The sequence below is a fragment of the Streptomyces lydicus genome (genome assembly GCF_000717345.1).
Taxonomy (GTDB): domain Bacteria; phylum Actinomycetota; class Actinomycetes; order Streptomycetales; family Streptomycetaceae; genus Streptomyces; species Streptomyces lydicus.
Genome location: NZ_JNZA01000031.1, coordinates 129,087 through 147,226, shown reverse-complemented (window position 1 = coordinate 147,226; position 18,140 = coordinate 129,087). Strand labels below are relative to the sequence as shown.

Genomic DNA, 18,140 nt, shown 5'->3' with positions numbered 1-18,140 from the left:
ACCCGGCCCGACGCCCGGCCGGCCGCTCCCGGCCGGCCTCTGCCGGCCCCGGCGGCCGCTCAGCGGGCCGCGAGGGACCCGGGACGGTCGAGCAGCCCCAGCAGGCCGACGAAACTGGCCTCGATGAAGGCGCAGAGCTCGTCGCGGGCGCCGGCCGCGCCGTCCCCGGAGTCGTCCACCGGCCAGGTGATGACGGCCTCTTCGGCGAACGCCATCCAGGCGCGCAGGGCCAGTTCCTGCCGCGGGGCGTCCGGCACGCCGAGCCGGCGCTGTCCGTCCCGGAGCCGGCGGGCGAGCGTCTCACGGGTCTCGCCGACGATGTCCGTGACCGCGGGGTGGCTGCCGGCGGCCCCCCGCACCAGGGCGAGGTAGACCTGACGGTGTTCCAGGACGTACGCCACGAAACCGGCGATGAACGCCCGCATCCAGGCGACCGGTTCCAGCGCGCCGTCCGGTTCCGTGGCGGCGGTGAAGCGGTCGCACGCGGCGCGGACCACGGCGCGGTAGAAGTCGCGCTTGGAATCGAAGTAGTGGAAGAGCAGCCCCCGGGAGATCCCGGCGCGCCGGGCGACCTCGTCGGTGGACAGCTCGTCCAGCGAGCGGTCGGCGAGCATCTCCAGCCCGATGCCGATCAGCTGCTCCCGGCGCTGGTCGGGGGTGAGGCGGGTGGCTCGCTTGCCGGGCATGCCCGCAGTCTAGAACCTGGGGCGCCGCCGAGCGGCGGGCGCCGGGACCCCGGCGGGGCCCGGCGCCCGGTTGTCAGGCGTGCCGGCCGAGGTGGTCGAGGATCTTGGGGGTGACCTCGGCGGGAACCTCTTCGGGGAGCCAGTGGCTGGCGCCGTCGAGGGCCTCGAAGCGGTACGGGCCGTCCACCCACTCCCCCGTCGACTCGGCCGCGACGCGGCCCAGGGCCACGTCCTCGCTGCCCCACAGGAACAGGGTGGGCACGGTGATCCGGCCGGCCGGGACCGAGATGACGGACTCCGGGGCGCGGTACCAGTTCAGAGTGGCGGTCAGCGCGCCCGGCTCCGAGAGCCTGCGGACATTGCCCTCGACGAGCGCCTCGGGGACCTTGCCGCCGTACGCGGCGCGCAGCCGGGCGGCGCCGTCGGCGAGCAGGGCGGCCTCCGCGGCGCCGTCGTCGCGGCGGAAGAAGCGCACGTAGTCGAGACGGTGGTGCTGGTCGCTGTCCTCGGCGGCGGCGCGGTTGAGCGCGTCCGGGTGCGGGGTGGCCAGCACGGTCAGGGACTTCAGCCGCTCGGGGTGCGCGCCGGCCAGCGCCCAGGCGACCATGCCGCCCCAGTCGTGCGAGACGAGGTGGAAGCGGCCGGCGCCCTGGGAGTCGGCGAAGGCGAGGGCGTCGGCGACGAGTTCGGGGACGGCGTAGTCGGCGATCCGGGGCGGGCGGGCGCGCGGGGAGTAGCCGCGCTGGTCGACAGCGACGGCGCGGTAGCCGGCCGCGCCGAGGGCGGGCAGCACCGCGCTCCAGGAGTCGGCGAACTCGGGCCAGCCGTGCAGCAGCAGGACGACCTCCCCGTCGGCGGGGCCGCAGGCCAGGGCGTCGTAGGTGTGCGGGCCGACCTGGATCTCCAGGTGGTCGATGGGGGTCGCCGGGTTCGCGTCCAGAGGCATGGCGGCGTCTCTCCTCACGTCGATCAGGTGCTGTCCGGAGCCTAGACCCATATTGAGCAATGCTCAACAGACCGGGCCGGGTGCCGCGCAACCGGCGTAATGTGAGAGGTCAGCAGCGAGTCGCCCTACCGGAATCGGCCATGCGGAGCGGGATGCCGAATGAACCGACGCCGCACCACCGCCGGCCCGCCCTCCGAGGAGCTTCTGCGCCTCCTCGGCCAGCTCACCGGCGAGGTCATGGAACGGATCCAGCTCCAGCAGGCGCGGGTGGCGCTGGCCGTGGAGCTTCAGCGGCACATGCTGCCGCCGGACCTGCCCGCCCTCCCCGGGCTGCAGACCGCGGCCCGCTACGTACCCGCGCAGACCGGCCTGGACATCGGTGGCGACTGGTACGACGCGTTCGCGCTGCCGGACGGCTCCCTCGGCTTCGCCATCGGTGACGTCCAGGGGCACGACGTGGAGGCCGCCGCCTTCATGGGCCAGGTCCGCACCGGCCTGCGCGCCGTCGCGGGCGTCACCACCGACCCCGGCGACATCCTGGGGCGGGCCAACAACCTGCTGCTGTCGATGAGTTCCGACCTCCTGGCGACCTGCACCTTCCTGCGCTTCGACCCGGTCAGCGGCGAGCTGGCCGGCGCCCGCGCCGGCCATGTGCCGGCCGTCTGGGCCACCGCCGACGGCGCGGAGGTGCAACTGGACCCCGGTGGCCTGCCGCTGGGCGTGTTCCCCGACCAGCGGTACCCGGTCACCCACCGCCGGCTGACCCGTCGGGGCGCGTTCGTCCTGATCACCGACGGGGTGGTGGAGGGGCCGACGTACCCGATCGCGGAGGGGCTGGCGCAGGTGACCCGCCTGGTCGGCGCGGCCTACGAGGCGGACGCCGACGAGCTGGCCGCCGAGGTGATCGCGGTGGCCGATCTGACCGGGCACACCGACGACGCGGCCGTTCTGGTGCTCCGGCACGACGGCGGTCCCTACCGGTAGCCGCGGGACGCGACGGGCGGAGGATGCGGTGGAGCAACGCGCGTGGCCGGTACGGCACGGCACCACGGTCGTCCAGATCCTCGTGGTCGCCGGCGCCTACTACGGCGCCGCCCGGCTCGGCCTCCTCCAGGAACTGGTCCGCGGGCAGGTCACCCCGCTGTGGCCGCCGACCGGTATCGCCCTGACGGCGCTGCTGCTGTTCGGCACGCGGGTGTGGCCGGGCATCGCGCTCGGTGCCTTTCTGGTCAACGTCTCGCTGGGGCCGTCGCCGCTCGTGGTCCTCGTCATCGTCGCCGGCAACACCGCGGCTCCGGTGCTCTCCTACCAGCTGCTGCGCCGGACCGGGTTCCGGGTGCGGATGGACCGGCTGCACGACGCCGTGGCGCTGGTGTGCCTGGGCGCACTGACCGGGATGCTGATGAGCGCGACGGTCGGCAGCGGCGTCCTGGTGCTCTCCGGGGCACTGAGGGCGGCGGACTTCTGGCCCACCTGGGCGGTGTGGTGGACCGGCGACGCGATGGGGGTACTGGTCATCACGCCGGTGCTGCTGGTCCTGAGCGCGGCCCGGTGGCCGCCCCGGGAGCGCATCCGCCCCTACCGGTGGGCGGAGGCGGCGCTGCTGGGCGGCTGTACCTTCGCCGTCACCGAGCTCGCCGTGAGCAGCCCGATGAATCTGCTCTTCCTCGTCTCACCGTGCCTGATCTGGGCCGCCTTCCGCTTCGAGCGGGCCGGGGCGGCGCCGTGTGCCCTCCTGGTCTCGACGATCGCGATCGTGGCGGCCGCCGAGCGGTGGGGGCCGTTCGCCCATCACGACCTGTTCACCAACATGGTCACCCTGCAGGCGTTCAACGGGATCACCGCGCTGACCGCGCTGCTGCTGGCCGCGCTGGTCACCGAGCGGCGCACCACCCACCGGGAGATCCAGCGGGTGGTCACCGAGCTGAGCCACGCCGTCTCCCGGCTGGAGTCGGACACCTCGGCCGGGCCGTGGCCGCCGCCGCGCAGGAAGGAGCCCGGCGACGGCGATACCTGAGCCCCGAGGCCGCACTGGCGGGTCACAGCGCGCGCAGGCCGTCGATCACCTCGCGCAGCACCTGCTCGTCGGGCAGCTCGGCCGGCGGTACCGGCCGGCTGACCCGGACCAGGTCCGCGTCCAGCAGATCGCCGATCAGCACCCGTACGACGCCGACCGGCAGATCGAGTTCGGCCGCCAGCTCGGCGACCGACAGCGGCGCCTCCCGGCACCGCTCGACGATCTCGACGTGCTCCGGCGACAGCGTCCGGTCGTCGGCCGCCCGCTCCGCCCGGCTCTCGGCGATCACCTGCGCGATCAGGTCGAGACGCCCCTCGGCGGCGGTACGGGTGCGCCCGCGCGTCATGGCGTACGGCCGGACGACGGGGCCCGCCTCGTCGTCGAACCAGCGAGCCGCCTCCCGGCTCCGGCCGTCCTGCTCGGTCATGGCGTCACCGTAGTCTGCTCAGGTGGAAAGGCCGGACCGGGGCGCGGTGCCCAGGTGCGCGCCCACTCGCTTGACCAGCAGCGTCATCTCGTACGCGATCAGCCCGACATCGGAGTCCGCGTCGGCGAGCACGGCCAGGCAGCTGCCGTCGCCGGCCGCGCTGACGAACAGGAACGCGTCGTCCAGCTCCACCATCGTCTGCCGGACCTGCCCGGCGTCGAAGTGCCGGCCGACGCCCTTGGCCAGGCTGTGGAACCCGGAGGCGACCGCGGCCAGATGCTCGCCGTCCTCCCGGGTCAGGTCCCTGGACGCGCCGGTGGCCAGCCCGTCGCTGGAGAGGACGAGGGCCTTCCGGATCGAGCCGATCCGGTCCACCAGCTCGTCCAGGAGCCAGTTCAGGTCACCGGCTCCCTGCGCCGAGCCCGATGCGGTGGAAGCTGCTGCCTGCGGTGCGGTCATGGACCGTCCCCTCCTGATGTGGTTCCTGGTGGTGCTGCGGTGCCCGTGCCGTCGCCGCCGTGCGCGGCTGGGCCCGGGGCATCCGGGTCTGTGGTGTCGACGGCCGGCGTGGCGTCGGCCTTCGTCGTGTCGGCCGTCGTTGCGTCGGCTGTCCGTGCGGCGGACGGCGGGTCCGCCGGGCTGTCCTGCGGGTCCTCGCCGTTCTCGCGGCGGCCGCGCTGCCAGCCCCGCTGGAGCGAGGCCATCCGGGCCCGGACCGCCTCGGCGTCCCGGTCGTCCTCCACGGACGGCGCGGCCGGCCGCCCGGACCCGGACGGCGCGGTGGCGTCGGCCTTGAGCTGCGGTGCGAGGCTGGCCTGCCGGACCCGGCGGGGCAGCCCCGTGGGCGTGGTCGCCGGGGGTGTCTCCCGGGGCGTCGTCGCGTCGCCGGAGTTCTCGTCGGGGGTGGCGGCGGGGCGTTCGGCGGCCGGCTTGCGGTCCTGCCCCGCACCGTCACCGGCGTCGACCGTCCGGCCGTGGTCGGAGACCAGCACCGGCGGCCGGCGGCGGCGGGGCAGCGGGGCCAGCCCGCCACCGGGCGCCTGGTCCCGGGTCTGCTGGTGCTGTTCGCCGTCGGACACCGACGGCACCGGCGCGATACTGCGCGGTGCGGACGCCTGCCCGGCGGACCCGCGGCGGCCCCGTTCGCGTTCCCGGCCGGCGTCGCGGCCCCGCTCCCGGCCGGTCTCCCGGTCGCGGCCGGCGTCGCGGCCCCGCTCCCGGCCCCGGAAGAGGTTCTCCTCCTCCTCGTGCGGCCCGAGCTCGTCCGGGCCCAGCGGCGCCTCCAGCTCGATCGGACCGTCGGGGCGGCCCGGTCCGGGCCGCCCGCGCACCGGGAGCGGCACCGGCGCCTGGGCGAGCGCGGCCAACTTGCCCGCGGCGTGCTCCAGTTCGTCACCGGGCGGGCCGCCGGCCAGCGGGTCGGCCGGTCCGTCGTCCCGGCCGCCGGCCGTGGTCTCGGTGAGGATCTCCCCCGGGACGAAGACCACGGCGGTGGTGCCCCCGTACGGCGAGGGCTGCAGCGAGACCCGTACCTTCTGCCGCTGGGCGAGCCGGCTCACCACGAACAGGCCGAGCCGGTCGGTGTCGGACAGTTCGAACTCGGGGGTCTCGGCGAGCCGGAGGTTGGCCTCCAGCAGCAGGTCGGGGGCCATGCCCAGCCCGCGGTCGTGGATCTCCAGGGTGTAGCCGTTGGCGACCCGCTCGCCGAGGACCTGTACGGCGGTGTGCGGCGGCGAGAAGACGGTGGCGTTCTCCAGGAGTTCGGCGATCAGGTGCGTGAGGTCCGAGACGGCCGGGCCGTCCACCGCGAGCCGCGGCAGCCGGCGCACCTCGATCCGCTCGTAGTCCTCGACCTCGGCGACCGCCGCGCGCACCACGTCCATGAGCTGGACGGGACGGCGCCACTGCCGCGAGGGCGCGGCGCCGGAGAGGATGACCAGGCCCTCGGCGTGCCGCCGCATACGGGTGGTGAGGTGGTCGAGCCGGAACAGGTCGGCGAGTTCGTCGGTGTCCTCGGTGCGCCGCTCCATGGCGTCGAGGAGGGTGAGCTGGCGGTGCAGCAGGACCTGGCTGCGGCGGGCGAGGTTGACGAACACCTCGGAGACGCCGCGGCGCATGTCGGCCTGCTTGACGGCGGCCTCGATCGCGGCGCGCTGAAGGGTGTTGAGGGCCTGGCCGACCTGGCCGGTCTCGTCCGGGCCGAATTCGAGCCGGGGGGCCTCGGTCTCCACGTCGACGGTCTCCCCGGCCGCCAGCCGGCGCATGACGCTCGGCAGCCGTACCCCGGAGACCTCGTGGGCGGTCTTGCGCAGCCGGGTCAGGTCCCGCACGTGGCGGCGGCCGATGCGGAACGAGACGATGATCGAGACCAGCAGCGCGACGAAGCCGAGGACGCCGGCGACGGCGGCCTTGAGGAGGATGTGCGTGGCGACCGGCGCGACGCGCTCCTGATAGCGGTCACCGGCGTCCTTGCCCATCCGCTGGAGGTCGCCGAGCACCTTGTCCGCCGCGGTCGTCCAGCGCTCGGCGTTGATCACCCGCGGTCCGGCGTCCGCGCCGGCCGCGATCACCCGGTCCTCGTAGGAGGACAGTTCGCGGGCCTTGGCGGAGCGCCAGTAGTCCTCGTACAGACCGCGGTCCTTGGCGGGCAGCATGGGCAGGCTGATGCCGTAGAGCACGCGGCGCTCGGCGACCCGGTCGGACAGCGCGCGCAGATCGCGCTTGCTCATGGTGCCGGAGGCGAGCACGGCGGACATCAGGGCGTCCTCGCGGGAGACCGCCTCGCGGGCGCGGGTGACGTTGACCAGCGCGCGGCCCTGCTTGTCCATCTCCACGTTCTCCAGGGCGTGGAGCGCGGCGAGGAAGTCGTAGGCGGGGTCGACCAGGGAGTTGTAGCCCTCCATGGCCTCGTCGCGGGTGACGGTGTTGTGCTCGACCTGGGAGCGCAGCGAGCGGAGTGTGCCCAGGGCCTTGAGGATGCCCGCCAGCCGGTCGCCGGCGTCCCCGGCCAGGTCCTCGCGGACGTCCCGGGTGTCGGCGTCGGCCTCCAGCCGGGTGACGGCGTCGTCGGTGTCCCGGCTCCGGCCGTGGAGGGCGCCGAGCGCGTCGGCGCCGCGCCGGTCGGCGAGGTAGAGCAGGCTCTGCCGGCGCTCGCGCTGGAGTGCCTGGATGACGTCCTCGACCGGATAGCCCAGGCTCCGTACGACGTTGCCGACGTCCAGCAGCTGGTTGGCCTCACGCCCGGTGATATAGGTCATGAACGCCCACATGGACGTCAGGGACACCAGCGGAACGAGCAGCAGCGCCACGATCTTCCGGCGGACCGACTTCCCGCGAAAGCGCATGGCCTCCCCTACGTCAACCCCGGCGCACGGGGGCGGTGTTCCGTCAACAAACGGCGCGAGCCTACTACTGCCGGGTGACCGAGCCGAAGTGCTCTCGTGACGTCGGGAAAAGCCCCCGCGACGGATCGTCATGAGTTGTCCACCGATTCCCGGACAATCCACCCGTCAGTCCCGGTGGAAGCGCCCTGCCCTCCTCCGGCAGCACACCCGCACAGTTGGCCGGAACTGCTCTACCCCGCGGCATCCGGCCCACCTTCGGTACGTGACCATGGAAGGCGACGGGGTCCGACGACATGGGCATGTACCCGGCGAAAACCGGGCAGCCACCAAACAGCCGGACACACGGGGAGAGTGCGGGGAGTGTGACGCTTTCATGGACACCGGCAGGCAGCCGTTGTGGCAGGAAGAGCCGGCGGAGCGGACTCGCATGCCCGATCCGGTGCGCACGGCCGCGGTGCGCGCCGTCATCATCGTGGCGCTCACGCTGATTCAGGCCATGGTGGCGTTCCTGTGCACCCTGGCGGGCTCCTGGTACGCGTTCCCCGCGGTCCTCAGCACGGTCGCCAGCACCGTCGTCGCCACCTGGGGCGTGCTGGACGTCTGGGTGACCCGGCAGGTCTGGATCCAGCGTCACGGCGTACGGTCCCAGCCCAGCAGCACCGCCCGCGAGCTGCGCCGCGAACGCCGCCGGGCCCGGCGCCAGGAGCGGCGGGAGTCCCGCGGCGGCCGGTCGCCGGTGGACCGCGCGGCGGCCTGAGGGGCTCCCGGACGCCCGGCCGGGATCGCTTACGCCACCGCTTCCTCCCGTACGGCGGGGCGGACATGGACCATTCCGTCCAGGACGCTCACCTCGTGGGTGCGGACCGGGCGGCGGGCCGGCAGGCAGGTCGGGGCCCCGGTGCGCAGGTCGAACAGGGCGGCGTGCAGCGGGCACTCGACGAAGCAGCCCTCGACCCAACCCTCGGAGAGCGAGGCGTCCTGATGGCTGCAGGTGTCGTCGACGGCGTAGAAACCACCCTCGGCGTGGAACACCGCGATGGCCGGTGTGGCGTCGTCGATCTCGATCCGTACGGACTCACCCTCGGGCAGGTCCTCGATGCGGCAGACGGGAATCATCTGGCCCCCCTCGCGCTGATCGGTATCATGTGTTCTGAATAACGCATCGCAGAGCGCGATGCGCAACAGAATCCAAGGCGGAGTGCGGGCCGTCAAGGGCTTCCCGGGAGTTGCCCTCGGACACGCCCGACGGGGGCCTACGGGTGGTGACACGAAGACCCATGTCGAACACGAGCGGGACTGCGGACGACCGGTCCGAGGAGCGGCGCGGCGGGGCGGGATCCGTCCAGTCCGTGGACCGGGCGGTGAGCGTGCTGGAGATCCTGGCCAAGCTGGGCGAGGCGGGGGTGACGGAGATCTCCGAGGAGCTGGGGGTCCACAAGTCCACCGCGTTCCGGATCCTCGGGGTGCTGGAGCACCGCGGGCTGGTCGAGCAGGAGCGGGAGCGCGGGAAGTACTACCTGGGCGCCGGGGTGCTGCGGCTGGCCGGCGCCGCCGCGATCCGGCTGGACATCTCGCAGGAGGGCCAGCCGGTGTGCCGGGCGCTGGCCGACGACACCGGGGAGACCGCCAACATCGCGGTGCTGGACGGCGATGCCGCGGTGAACATCATGCAGGCCAGGGGCGCCGCCGCGGTCACCGCGTACAACTGGCTGGGGCGGCGCACCCCGTTGCACGCCACCGCCAGCGGCAAGGTGCTGCTGGCACACCTGCCGCACGAGCGGCGGGAGAGCCTGGCGACCCGCAAGTTGGCGCGCTTCACCGAGAACACCCTGACCACGGCGTCCGGCCTGCGCGCGCAGCTGACCGCCGCGCTGGAGGACGGTTTCGCCTGCACCAGCGAGGAGTTGGAGATCGGACTGAACGCGGTGGCGGCGCCGGTGCGGGCCCACGACGGCCAGGTGATCGGCGCGATCGGCGTCTCGGGACCGGCGTACCGGATGGCGCGGCAGCGGCTCCCCGAACTCGCCGAGCGGGCCGCCCGGGCGGCCGTGGAGCTGTCCCGCCGGATGGGGTACGGAGGGTGAACCGCGTTGCGGAAAACCGCCCCTTGACGGATTGCTGACGGACTTCCAGCATGTCTCCTATCGCGCAACCTAGCGCGTTATAGGCAACACCGGGGACGGTGGTGGAGCGCCCTCCACCACCGTCCCCGCTCCCAGCTCAGCGCACCACTCCCACCCCTCACAGGCATCCGTGCCACCGCACGCGCGTCGCCCGCCCCTGCCGCACCGCAGGCGCTGTTTAGGAGTGAGACATGCCGCACGAAGCCCGCGCCGTCGTCGCCCTCAAGAAGGGCGCGCCCGTCGAGGTGCTGCCGATCCTCGTACCGGATCCCGGTCCGGGCGAGGTGCTCGTGTCCGTCCAGGCGTGCGGGGTGTGCCACACCGATCTGCACTATCGCGACGGCGCGATCGGCGACGCGTTTCCCTATCTCCTCGGGCACGAGGCCGCCGGTGTCGTCGAGGCCGTCGGGCCCGATGTCGCCGAGCCGGCCCCCGGCGACTACGTGGTCCTCGCCTGGCGGGCGCCCTGCGGCAATTGCCGCTCCTGCCGCCGGGGCCGGCCCTGGTACTGCTTCGACTCCCGCAACGCGTCGGCAGCGGCGACACCGTCGCCGTCATCGGCTGCGGAGGCGTCGGCAACGCCGCCATCGCCGGCGCCTCGATCGCCGGGGCGCGCCGGGTCATCGCCATCGACCTGGACGACGGCAAGCTGGACGCCGCCGAGCGGTTCGGTGCCACCGACACCGTCAACTCCCGTGGCACGGACCCGGTCGAGGCGGTCCGCAGCCTGACCGGCGGGCACGGCGCCGATGTCGTCATCGACGCGGTCGGCCGCCCCGAGACCTACCGCCAGGGCTTCTACATGCGGGACCTGGCCGGCACCCTGGTGCAGGTCGGTGTGCCCGACCCCGAGATGAAGATCGAGCTGCCGCTGATCGACCTCTTCGGCCGTGGCGGCGCGCTGAAGTCCTCGTGGTACGGCGACTGCCTGCCCCGCCGCGACTTCCCGGTGCTGATCGATCTGTTCCTGCGCGGCAAGCTCGATCTGGAGCGCTTCGTCAGCGAGACCGTCACGCTCGACGACCTCGAAACGGCCTTCGCCAAGATGCGGCGCGGGGAGGTCCTGCGGTCGGTGGTGTCGCTGTGACCCCGGCCCACGGCGACCCGGTGCGCTCCCCGCGCAGGTGCCTCACCCGGCGGTCTCGTCCACAGCCTCCTCGGTCGCCGGCTCCTCCGGGCGCCGGTACATCCGGGTCGCCGTGATCTGACCGTGCACCGCCTCCCCGGCCGGGTCCTGCTGCGGCAGGCCCGGCCGCAGGTGCTCCTCGACGCTGATGTACTTCAGGCCGGCCCGCAGGTCCGCGTCATTGCGCAGCCGGATGACCAGCGGGAACTCGGCGAGCGCGGTGGTGTCGAACAGGCCCGTCGTGTACAGCAGCTGCACGCCGAGCGCATCGGCGACGGCGCGCTGAAGCTCCAGCAGGTACGTGGCGTTGGCGCGGCCGATGGGGTTGTCCAGGAACAGCGTGCCGGCGTGCCGCTGCTTGTCCCGGCCCCGGTCGTTGCTGCGCAGCGCCGCCATCGTGCAGTACAGGGCGATGGCCGCGGTCAGCAGCTGGCCCCCGGAGAAGACGTCGCCCATCTGCCCGACCGGCACCCGCTCGGCGCGCAGCACCGCGTCCGGCTTGAGGATCTCCACGGCCACCCCGCGCGGCTGAAGCGCCGCGCTCACCCCGCGCAGCAGCAGGGACATCCCGTCCCGCCGCAGATCGCTGTTCTTCCTGACCGCCGCGCGGGTCGCCTCGTCGATGACCTCGCCCAGCCGCTCGGTGAGGGTGGCCTGGTCCGGGTCCTCGAAACGGATCCGCAGGAACTCCTGCCCCGACCACTCCCCCAGCCCCTCCGGCAGCCGGGACAACCGCTGGGCGGCGCGCAGCGTGGTCAGCGACGACTCCACCAGGCCGCGCAGCCGGTCGACGATCGAGTCGCGGTTGCGTTCCAACTGCGCCAGTTCATCGGTGAGCACTCGCAGCCGGGGCGCGAACGCCTCCGCCCACTTCGCGGCGTGGTCCGGCAGCGCCGCGGCGGGCAGTTCCCTGATCTGCTGCCGGGCGGGGGTGCGGACCTGTTCGTAGCGCGAGGAGTTGGCGTGCCGTACGAGGACGTCGGCGGCCTCGCGGACCGCGGACTCGGCGGTCGAGAGGTCGGCGGCGCAGCCGCGCAGCGAGCGGCGGGACTCGGCGGCGGCCTGCCGGGCCTCCGCGAGGGAGCCGGCGTACGGCTCGATCCGCTCGTCGGCGCCCTCCTCGGAGTCCTGGTGGTCGCGCAGCAGATCGCGCAGCAGGGCGGCGGTCTCGTCGAAGCCGCCGGCCGCGTCCTCGGCCGCGCGGTGGGCGCGCAGCAGCTCCTCGTGCTGTGCCCGGGTGCTCTCCAACGCGTCGGTGGCGGTGGCCAGTTCACCGGAGGCGGTGCGCAGCAGTTCCTTGGCGCGGTCGGCGTCCGCGGGCACCAGCTCCTCGGGCAGCTCGGTGTGCGCCCCGCCGTCCGTGGGAGCCAGCCGCTCGGCCTCGCCGCGCAGCCGGCCCAGCTGCTCACTGGCGGCCGAGGCCCGGCTCTCCAGCATCTGCACCAGCGATTCGGCGCGGGCCGCGGCGGCCTGCCGGGACGGGCCGTCGGCGGCGTCCGGGCTCTCCAGCAGGGCCTCGGCGCGGGTACGCACCTTGTTGGTGAGGCGGTTCAGCTCGGCCAGGGACGCGGACTCGTCGCCCTCGGCGCGGGCCTGCTCGGCCCGCAGATCGGCACCGACGCCGACCTTCTCGTAGAGCTGGGAGGCGGCCCGGTACGCCTCGCGCAGGGCGGGCAGCGAGGCGTTCGCGCCGTCGGGGGCCTCGCCGAGGTCGTCCGGCACACCGGCGATCTCGGCGCGCTCGGCGCGCAGCGCGCGGGCGGTGCGCCGGGCGTCGTCGGCGGCGCGCTGGGCGGCCCTGCGGTCCTCGTCGGCGGCCCGGGCGCGGTCCACGCACTCCTCGGCGCGGGCCTCGAACTCCGCCGCCTCGTCGGCGAGTTCGCGCAGCCGGGACTGCCAGGAGGAGCGCTCGCGCAGCCGGTGGGCGAGCCCGGCCAGCAGGTCGGCGGCGCGGCGGGCGCGCTGGGCGGTCTCCTGCCGCTCGTCGCGCACCCGGGTGGCCTCGGCGGCGACCTCGTCGGCCTCGGCACGGACCGCACGGGACTCGGCCAGCTCGGCGGCGGCCTCGTCGGCGGCCGTACGGGTCTCCTCGGCGGCCTCGGCCAGCTCGGCGAGCCGGCCGGCCGGGCAGCCCGCGCGCCAGGAACCGAGGCGGGCGGCCAGCGCGCGGTCACCGGCGAGCCGGGCGGCCAGCGCGCGGATCTCCTCGTCGCGCTCTATGGCCCGCGCCCGCAGCGCCTGGCGCTCCTCGTCGGCGGCGGACTCGTCGTGCATCGCCGGGTTCGGCGGCACGAGGAAGACACCGGAGTCCCGCTCGTCGGGGGCCGGGGTCGGGGCGAGCAGCGCGGCGGCGGTACCGACGGCGACCGCGGAGCGCGGCAGCAGCGCGGCCTGGCCGAGCACCTCGCGGGCCCGGGCATGGGTCTCCGGGTCGGTGATGATCACGCCGTCGACGAGCTCGGGGCGGGCGGCGAGCACCCGGGCGTGGTCGGCGGGGTCGACGGACTGGGCGAGGTAGCGCCATCCGGGCAGCGCGGGGACGCCGTGCTCGCCGAGGTACTCCACGGCGGCCAGCACATCGGGCCCGGGCGGCAGCAGACCGCCGTCGCCCAGCGCGCCCAGGATCCGCGCGTCGTCGGCGGCGGCCGTGCGCAGCTCGAACAGCTGCCGTTCGGCGGCGGACACGCCGCCCTCCAGCAGGTCCCGCAGCTCGTCGGCGTTGCGGTCCAGCTCCTCGGCCGTCAGCGGCCCCGCGGTGGCGGAGCGGCGCGGGGCGCCCTGGTCCGTACCGGGGGTGGCGGTGCGCGGGCCGGGCACGCCGAGGGTCTTCGCCTCGGACTGCGGCAGTCCGAGCAGGTCGGCGAGGCGCTGTTCGGCGCCGATGGACTCGGCGGCCCGGCGCTCGGCCTCGTACGCCCGGCCGGCGGCCTCGGCGGCGTCCTCGGCGCGGGCCGCGGCCAGCTCCGCCGCGGAGTGCCGGGAGGTCGCCTCGCGGGCGCGGTCGGTGGCCTGCCGCGCCGTTTCACGGGCCGAGTCCCACGCCTCGACGGCGGTCTTCTCGGCGTCCGAGGCGGCGAGCGCGGCCCGGGCCGGGTCGGCGTCCGGCGCGCTGTCGTCCAGCCAGCCGGCCCGGACGGCCTCGGCGGTCTCCTCGGCGACCTCGGCGAGCCGCTGCTTGAGGTGCTCGGCCTCGCTGCGGGCGCGCTGGGCGTGGGTGGCGGCCGTGGTCGCGTCACGGTGCGCGGACTCGCCGGCCTCCTGGAGGGCGGCGGACCGCTCCTCCTCCTCGTTGGCGATCCGCTCGCCGGCCTCGGCCGCGGCGTGCAGGGCGCGGACCAGGTCGGCGGCGGCGGTGGCGCGGGCGGCGAGCGCCGGGGCGGCGTCCCGCTCGGCCTCGCGGATGGCGGCGGCGACCCGCGCCGAGCGGTCGGCGGCGGCGCGGTGCCGCAGTACGATCTCGGCGGCCTGCCAGGCGCTGTGCAGCGTACGGGCGTCGTTGAGCTCCCGGCGCTGGGCGGCGGCACCCTTCTCGGCGGCGGCCAGCGCCAGCGAGGCGTGCCGGTAGGCGAGTTCGGCGGCGACCAGGGAGCGGCGCTCGCGGACCTGCCCGGCGTCGGTGACGCGGTGGGCCGCGGCGGCGACCTGTTCGGCCAGCTCGGCGGTGCGGCCGCGCTCCTCGGTACCCCGGGCGTGCAGCCGCTGGGCCAGGGCGCGGGTGCGGCGCTCGGCGCCGGCGTGCACCTCGCGGGCCCGCTCGCGCTGCTCGGCGGCGTCGGCGATGCGGGAGAGCAGGTCGAGGGAGCCGGCGGTGAAGTCCCGCTCGGCGGTCAGTTCGGCGCGCCGGCCGAGCTTGTGGGCGAAGCCGTGGACGAGGTCGGCGAGGCCGTCGGTGTCGCGGGTGTCGGTGACGGCGCGCAGCAGCAGGTCGGTGAAGTCCGAGTCGTTCTTCACCGCGAACAGGCCGGCCGCCTCGCCCTCGTCGGCGTTCATCTCCCGCTGGTAGCGGAAGAGTTCCGGGTCCAGGCCCAGCTCGCCGAGGTGCTCGTTCCAGCGCTCGTGGATCTCTTCCCAGACGACGTCCAGATTGGGGTAGTTCTTCCCGGCCTCGGTGAGGACGTCGCGGAAGCCCTTCATCGTGCGGCGGCGGCCCTGGGCACCGGAGCTGCCCTCGCCGCCCTCCTGGCGCGGGCGGACGACGGTGGCCTCGGCGACGGGCAGCGCGTCCAGGCTCATACCGGGCCCGGGACGGAAGCTGTACCAGGCTTCGGCGAACTTCCTCGGGTCGTTGGAGACCTGCCGGCCGCGCCACTCGCTGACCTTGCCGACGACCACGCTCTCGCCGGTGAGGACGTGCTGCCACTCCAGCGCGACGTGGCCGCAGTCGTCGGCGAGCAGGAACTTGCGCAGCACGCCGGAGCTGGCGCCGCCCAGGGTGTTGCGGTGACCGGGCAGCATCACCGAGAAGATCAGCTTGAGCAGGACGGACTTGCCGCCGCCGTTCTCCAGGAAGAGCACGCCGGCCGGGGCGGGGCGGCGCGGCGGCCCGACCGGTTCGTCCTCGAAGAAGTCCGCCTGCGCCGGCGCCGGCCGGGGCACGGGCGCGCCGACACCGCGCAGGTCCAGCACGGTGTCGGCGTAGCGCGCACCGGCGGGCCCGATGGAGTAGAGGCGGACCCTGGACAGCTCGTACATGGCGGACTCTCGTTGTCGTGGCGGTGGGGCGGTGGGGGGTGCGGTGGTGGGCGCGGGTCAGCCGGAGTGGAACGGCAGGCCGGCGTCGGCGACCAGGTCGAGGTCGTCGGTTTCCTCGCCGGGGAGCAGCGAGGCGCTGCCGTCGGCGACCGGGACGATGCCCAGCTCCAGCAGCTCGGCCATGGCGGCGGTGCCGGCCATGTCGCGGACCTGGAGCTGGTAGCGGGCGGTGGTGCGGTAGGCGCCGCCGGCGTCGTCGCCGGTGCGCTGGAGGAAGCCGGAGTCGACGAGGAAGGTGACGGCCTTGGCGATGATGCCGGTCGTCGAACCGGCCAGCCGCCGGGCGTCCTTGGTGGCGCCGGTGGCGCTGCGGCGGGCGTAGATCCGCCAGGCGGCCTCCAGGCCCGGGGCGTCGGTGACCGGGTCGGTGTTCTCGCCGTCCTGCTCGGCGCGCTCCTCCAGGCGGCGGCACGCCTGCCGTACGAAGGCGTCGACGCCGTTGACGGTGATCCGGCCGATGTAGCCGTCGTCGGCGAGGTCCTCGGGGCGGGGGAACGCCAGCGCGGCGACCGCGAGGTGCGCCAGGCCGTGCAGGAAGCGGTCGGCGGAGTCGGCGGCGGCGCGGCGGGCGTAGTCGCCCATGCGGACGGCGAAGACGGAGTCCTCGGCGGCCGTGACGGCCATCCCCGCGCGGGTGGAGACCTCCAGGACGACCAGGCCGAGGCCGCCGGCGACGGCGTCGGCGAGCCGGGCGAAGGCGGGCTCGTCGCGGTAGCGGCGCAGCAGTTCGCCGTACTCGGCGTCGCGGGCCGGCAGCAGCTTGGGCTGGAGGCCGAAGGAGACCAGCCGGGCCGCGTCGGCGGCGTCGGCCGGGGTGACGGCCGGGGCCCTCCCCTGGTCGAGCGGGGCCGTGCGCTCGGTGAACGGCCGCGCCGGCTCGGTGTCGGCGGTGGGCAGGCCCCGGCCCGGCTCGCCGCTCCCGGGCGCCGGGTCCGGCTGCGGCACCTCGTCGGCGTCGTACTGGGTCACGGGGCAGGCTCCTTGTGGGGGACGGTCGGGGTGCACTCCCGCCGGTGCGCGGGCGGGAGGTCGTGGGGCGCGGTCCGGTGACGGCGGACGCCGGGCGGCCGGACGGGTATCGGTGGGGCGGGCCGGCGCATCAGGCCACCTCCGAGCGGTCGGCGGCCATGCCGGCCGCGTCGAGCAGGGCGGTGCCGACGATGAGGTCGGCGCCGCCGAACTCGGGGTCCGCCAGCTCCGTGCCGTCGTCGACGGCGAAGAGCAGCTGCTGTTCGCCCTGGCGGTAGGCGGTGCCCACCGGCGGGCTGGCGGCGTGCACCGCCAACAGGGCGACGAGGTAAGGGAGTTCGGGGTCGCTGCGGCGCGCTTCGGCCAGCAGGCCGGAGAGCCTGCGGGGCGCGTCGGCGGGCAGGTCGAGCAGCGCCGTGGCGGCGTCGAACTGCGCCTCGCTGAAGCGGCTGTCGGCGGGGGTGGCGACCAGGTCGGGCTCGGGCATCTCGGCGCCGAGGTGCTCGCGCTCCACGGGCGGGGTGAGCAGCATCTCCACGAGGTCGCCGACGCGGACGGCGGCGGGGGTGCGCAGGCCGGTGCCCTGGGCGAAGAAGGCGTCGGTGACCCGGAGGGCCTGCTCGGCGGGGAGCGGCAGCAGGGGCGCGACGAGCTGGCCGTACAGGTCGAGTCCGGCGCGGGCGACGGGTGTGGCGAACGCCTGCCGGTCCTGCTCGGCGCGGAAGAGCGGGCCGGCCTCCAGCAGCCGGGACTGGAGCTGGGTGTGGCGGCGGATGCAGTCCTTGACGATGTCGACGAGCTCGGCGGCGCGCCGCTTGTGCTCCGGCTCCTCCGTCTCGTCGCGGGCCTTGCGGATGTTGGTGAGAATGGCGTTCTCGTGGCGGTAGCGGTCCGCGACGTGGTCGAGCGCCTCGTTGATCATGTCGGGGACGGTCTCCAGCCAGTCGACCGCGCGGACGTTGCGCCGGGTGGCGTCCAGGGTCCGGCGGAGCGTCTCGGCGTACTGGACGGTGCGGTAGCGCGCCTGCTCGGCGGCGAGCTGCGCGTCGGCCAGCCGGCCGCGGTTGATCAGCACCTCCAGCTTGACCTCGGCGGCGATCTGGGCGCTGGTGACGTCCGTGTCGAGCGCGCCGACCAGGACGTTGACCGCTTCGTCGGTGGCCCGGAGGTAGACGCTGCCACCGGCGCCGGGGACCTCCTCGATCAGCTTGAAGTCGTAGTCGCGGCGGACGTACTCACCGTCGGTGGTGAAGGTGCCGTACACGGCACGGAAGCCGCGGTCGACGCTGCCGACGTTGATGAGGTTCTCCAGCACCCAGCGGGCCACCCGCTCGTGCTCGCCCGCGGGGCGGCCGGGGGTCTGGGCGGCCACCCGGGGGAGCACCTTCGCCACTATCTCCTCGTGGTCGGCGCCGGTGTCGAAGTCCATGTTGAGGGTGACGAGGTCGATGACGGCGAGCGCCACCTCCGCCATCGCGTAGACCCCGTACTCGCCCGCGAGGTTGGCCTTGCGCACGTCGAGGTCGTGCAGCGGCGCGGTGCACGCGAGGGCGCGCAGCCGGCGGGCCAGGCCCTCGTCGGCGGCCGGGCCCGGAGCGGGTCGGTTGACCCCGTTGAGCTGGGGCGCAGCGGGCCCCGGGGCGGGAAAAGTCACGTCGCACAGAGTAGGCGCTCGCACTGACAACGGACGAAACGGCGCGGATCCGCTCATGGGTGGAACGGCCGGTGGGTCCGTTGACGGCGGGCAGCC

13 protein-coding genes and 1 pseudogene are annotated in these 18,140 nt (G+C 74.8%); 5 read left to right on the top strand and 9 right to left on the bottom strand.

The window, feature by feature from the left end; genetic code table 11:
* Positions 1-59 precede the first annotated feature (59 nt).
* Entirely contained in the window at positions 60-686 is a 627-nt protein-coding gene (locus OO62_RS26610) for a TetR/AcrR family transcriptional regulator (protein WP_033270109.1), read from the bottom strand.
* 73 nt (positions 687-759) lie between these two features.
* Positions 760-1,632 (bottom strand): alpha/beta fold hydrolase, encoded by an 873-nt coding sequence (locus OO62_RS26605; RefSeq protein WP_078617363.1) that lies wholly within the window; start codon positions 1,630-1,632, stop codon positions 760-762.
* Between the two features lie 159 nt (positions 1,633-1,791).
* Here OO62_RS26605 and OO62_RS26600 point away from each other — a divergent pair, with 159 nt between their 5' ends.
* Together OO62_RS26600 and OO62_RS26595 are read left to right on the top strand one after the other, a co-directional pair.
* Positions 1,792-2,616 (top strand): PP2C family protein-serine/threonine phosphatase, encoded by an 825-nt coding sequence (locus OO62_RS26600; RefSeq protein WP_033270108.1) that lies wholly within the window; start codon positions 1,792-1,794, stop codon positions 2,614-2,616.
* 28 nt (positions 2,617-2,644) lie between these two features.
* Complete coding sequence (locus tag OO62_RS26595) at positions 2,645-3,649, top strand: MASE1 domain-containing protein (RefSeq protein WP_033270107.1); 1,005 nt, start codon at positions 2,645-2,647, stop codon at positions 3,647-3,649.
* Positions 3,650-3,671: 22 nt separating this feature from the next.
* Here the strand turns inward: OO62_RS26595 and OO62_RS26590 are convergent, their stop codons facing one another.
* From OO62_RS26590 to OO62_RS26580, 3 genes are read right to left on the bottom strand one after another with little or no spacing between them, the layout of a single operon-like run.
* Entirely contained in the window at positions 3,672-4,076 is a 405-nt protein-coding gene (locus OO62_RS26590; RefSeq protein WP_033270106.1) for a DUF742 domain-containing protein, read from the bottom strand.
* Positions 4,077-4,094: 18 nt separating this feature from the next.
* On the bottom strand, positions 4,095-4,535 hold the full coding sequence (locus tag OO62_RS26585; RefSeq protein WP_033270105.1) for a roadblock/LC7 domain-containing protein: 441 nt from the start codon (positions 4,533-4,535) through the stop codon (positions 4,095-4,097).
* Positions 4,532-7,420: a nitrate- and nitrite sensing domain-containing protein gene (locus tag OO62_RS26580; protein WP_033270104.1), complete on the bottom strand. Its 2,889-nt coding sequence runs from the start codon at positions 7,418-7,420 to the stop codon at positions 4,532-4,534. Before OO62_RS26580 ends, OO62_RS26585 begins: the two co-directional genes overlap by 4 nt.
* Positions 7,421-7,688: 268 nt before the next feature.
* On the opposite strand from OO62_RS26580, the gene OO62_RS26575 reads away from it, so the two are divergent.
* Positions 7,689-8,177, top strand: a complete 489-nt coding sequence (locus tag OO62_RS26575) for a hypothetical protein (RefSeq protein WP_228332622.1) — start codon at positions 7,689-7,691, stop codon at positions 8,175-8,177.
* Between the two features lie 29 nt (positions 8,178-8,206).
* On the opposite strand, the gene OO62_RS26570 is transcribed toward OO62_RS26575, so the two are convergent.
* Positions 8,207-8,536 (bottom strand): bifunctional 3-phenylpropionate/cinnamic acid dioxygenase ferredoxin subunit, encoded by a 330-nt coding sequence (locus OO62_RS26570; RefSeq protein WP_033270102.1) that lies wholly within the window; start codon positions 8,534-8,536, stop codon positions 8,207-8,209.
* A gap of 161 nt (positions 8,537-8,697) precedes the next feature.
* On the opposite strand from OO62_RS26570, the gene OO62_RS26565 reads away from it, so the two are divergent.
* A complete protein-coding gene (locus tag OO62_RS26565) occupies positions 8,698-9,504 on the top strand; it encodes an IclR family transcriptional regulator (protein ID WP_033270101.1) in 807 nt (268 codons plus the stop codon).
* A 230-nt stretch (positions 9,505-9,734) separates the two neighbouring features.
* Positions 9,735-10,630: pseudogene (locus OO62_RS36600) on the top strand (zinc-binding dehydrogenase).
* Positions 10,631-10,672: 42 nt separating this feature from the next.
* Here OO62_RS36600 and OO62_RS26555 read toward each other — a convergent pair.
* The 3 genes from OO62_RS26555 to OO62_RS26545 all read right to left on the bottom strand — a co-directional run bounded on the left by OO62_RS26555 (position 10,673) and on the right by OO62_RS26545 (position 18,044).
* Positions 10,673-15,361 (bottom strand): coiled-coil domain-containing protein, encoded by a 4,689-nt coding sequence (locus OO62_RS26555; protein ID WP_033270100.1) that lies wholly within the window; start codon positions 15,359-15,361, stop codon positions 10,673-10,675.
* A 57-nt stretch (positions 15,362-15,418) separates the two neighbouring features.
* Positions 15,419-16,390: a hypothetical protein gene (locus OO62_RS26550; protein ID WP_078617362.1), complete on the bottom strand. Its 972-nt coding sequence runs from the start codon at positions 16,388-16,390 to the stop codon at positions 15,419-15,421.
* Positions 16,391-16,520: 130 nt separating this feature from the next.
* Entirely contained in the window at positions 16,521-18,044 is a 1,524-nt protein-coding gene (locus OO62_RS26545) for a hypothetical protein (RefSeq protein ID WP_051733613.1), read from the bottom strand.
* Positions 18,045-18,140: the final 96 nt, after the last annotated feature.

Excerpts from the sequence above, each read along its gene's own strand:
- OO62_RS26580 (WP_033270104.1), bottom strand. The coding sequence starts at position 7,420 with ATGCGCTTTCGCGGGAAGTCGGTCCGCCGGAAGATCGTGGCGCTGCTG.
- OO62_RS26600 (WP_033270108.1), top strand. The coding sequence starts at position 1,792 with ATGAACCGACGCCGCACCACCGCCGGCCCGCCCTCCGAGGAGCTTCTG.
- OO62_RS26565 (WP_033270101.1), top strand. The coding sequence starts at position 8,698 with ATGTCGAACACGAGCGGGACTGCGGACGACCGGTCCGAGGAGCGGCGC.
- OO62_RS26610 (WP_033270109.1), bottom strand. The coding sequence starts at position 686 with ATGCCCGGCAAGCGAGCCACCCGCCTCACCCCCGACCAGCGCCGGGAG.
- OO62_RS26555 (WP_033270100.1), bottom strand. The coding sequence starts at position 15,361 with ATGTACGAGCTGTCCAGGGTCCGCCTCTACTCCATCGGGCCCGCCGGT.
- OO62_RS26575 (WP_228332622.1), top strand. The coding sequence starts at position 7,689 with ATGGAAGGCGACGGGGTCCGACGACATGGGCATGTACCCGGCGAAAAC.
- OO62_RS26590 (WP_033270106.1), bottom strand. The coding sequence starts at position 4,076 with ATGACCGAGCAGGACGGCCGGAGCCGGGAGGCGGCTCGCTGGTTCGAC.
- OO62_RS26605 (WP_078617363.1), bottom strand. The coding sequence starts at position 1,632 with ATGCCTCTGGACGCGAACCCGGCGACCCCCATCGACCACCTGGAGATC.
- OO62_RS26570 (WP_033270102.1), bottom strand. The coding sequence starts at position 8,536 with ATGATTCCCGTCTGCCGCATCGAGGACCTGCCCGAGGGTGAGTCCGTA.
- OO62_RS26585 (WP_033270105.1), bottom strand. The coding sequence starts at position 4,535 with ATGACCGCACCGCAGGCAGCAGCTTCCACCGCATCGGGCTCGGCGCAG.